The sequence below is a fragment of the Bacillus sp. GMs2/2 genome, from assembly GCF_050172095.1.
GTDB lineage: Bacteria > Bacillota > Bacilli > Bacillales > Bacillaceae_G > Bacillus_A > Bacillus_A cereus.
Map to the genome: position 1 here is coordinate 1 of NZ_JBNLYE010000581.1, position 1,871 is coordinate 1,871.

Below are 1,871 nucleotides of genomic sequence, written 5' to 3' on the forward strand. Positions count from 1 at the left end.
AATAAATGGTAATAGGGGTTATCATTTACTACACCTACGGAAATAGGCGTGCTTTCTATTCATAAAGAAAAGACACCCTAAGGAGCCTTCCTCCGACTTGAATCATCTTAATTTAAATAATATGGGGCCCGCTAACATATTAAAAAGTACACATTTACGAATCATGTCTGGACCAACTCTATCAATTTGCTATACTTATATTTGGAAGTTTTATACATATAGGTGAAGGAAATTAGTTGAGGCAAGTACGTGTTGATCCAGATAAAATGGAAGAGAATTTTTCACAGACAGAAAATATGAGCCGAATGATTATGTATGGGGAACTGTTTCTACAGTTGTAGGTGGCACTCCTAAAGTTATTGGTCGAGTATTTGGTAAATATGGAGAGTTAGAGCAAAAAGCGAAGGATTTAGGGAAAGTATCAAAGGTAACTGAAGAGATTGGATGGAGTATGCCAAGAGGTGGCGGCGTCATTGATGGACGTAAGTACTCTGAACATGCACTTGAAAGAATGGCACCTGATACAGTTCAAGTTCGAGCGGAGCTTACAAAACGAGCACGTGAGCGAGCTGAAAGAAAAGGGTATACATTCGGATCAGATAAATACATGGAAGAATTAAAAAAAGTTGATCCTCGAGGAATGACTCCAAATGTAGTTGAAGATATTATAAAAACGGGCACTCGCAAACCAGGAGACAATCCTGGTACTTGGAAATACGTTAGAGACGAAGGCTACGTAGTTATAAATGATAAAGGTGACGTTATCACAGTTGTTCCCGCAAAGAAAAAAGAATAGAATGAATAGCATAGTAAGTAATCTATGACAAAAAGGTTGAGGAATATTGGATATTAAACATGATAAGTATGAGTTACTAGAAATTTTCGAAAGCGAACCAGAAGATTACTATATTCCAGGTGCAGGTGCGTATCGATATAGTAAAATTGATAAACTTGGATTTGAACTGGTTATGAATATGTTCTATTATGATGCAACAGTTGAATTAATAATGCTATACGAAGACAAACGTATCATAGAAACCAAGATGGAATCAGTGAAAGAAATATATACTCGTAATGATTCACTATACATTCTAGGTACAGAAGAAAAGAAAAAAATCGAAGTAAAATTCAAGCCACATTTTACAGTTACAATAAATGAGTTTTAAAAACTTGAAATCAATGTTCGTAAATATTCTGAACATGCTTTAGAAAGAATGGCTCCGGATACAATACAAGTTCGAGCTGAATTAGAGGCACATGCCAAAAGTAGAGGGCTTGTACGTAGTACACAGAAATTTAAAGAATTTGTTAATCCTAGAGGTATCACAACTTCTGTAGTAGATTTTCTGTGCCTTTCCATTGGAAAATCAAGACTGATATAAAAAATGAGTAGAAAAAACAAGGCTCTTACTTCGTGGATACCGCTACAAAGTAAGAGCCTTGTTTCATTATATTTGTTCATACAGTTTTCCTTGTAGTCTTCTGTTTTCATCCTTCAATCGCTTATTCTTTATCAATTTTTCGAACAGGTTGCTCCCAAAAGTTTTTTATACAAAATAACATCAAAAAATACGTCTTGAACAAGTATGAAAAAAGAAAGCTGAAGGGCAAGTAATCCTTTTGGAATCTTTTTAAGAGAAAATGATAAACTGATCGGAGACATTTCATTAACTCAAATTGTTAGGGGAGACCTCCAAAGCTGTTATACGGGATTTACTTTAGGTAAGGAGCATAATGCTAAGGGCTATACAATAGAGGCTCTTCAACTTGTTGTAGATTTCGCTTTTAGGAAATTAAAGCTACATAGAATGGAATCAGGAGCAATGCTTGATAATATAGCATCTATTCGTGTATTAGAAAAAGTCCTACAT

Annotated in this window: 1 protein-coding gene and 2 pseudogenes; all 3 read left to right on the forward strand. The window is 35.0% G+C overall.

All coding sequences use genetic code 11. From position 1 onward, the window contains the following. Positions 1-265 precede the first annotated feature (265 nt). Positions 266-796: pseudogene (locus ACQGS6_RS27555) on the forward strand (hypothetical protein); the annotation flags it as partial. 46 nt (positions 797-842) lie between these two features. Continuing rightward, on the forward strand, positions 843-1,166 hold the full coding sequence (locus ACQGS6_RS27560) for a hypothetical protein (RefSeq protein WP_000351757.1): 324 nt from the start codon (positions 843-845) through the stop codon (positions 1,164-1,166). Positions 1,167-1,527: 361 nt separating this feature from the next. Then, positions 1,528-1,871, forward strand: a pseudogene (locus tag ACQGS6_RS27565) (GNAT family N-acetyltransferase); the annotation flags it as partial.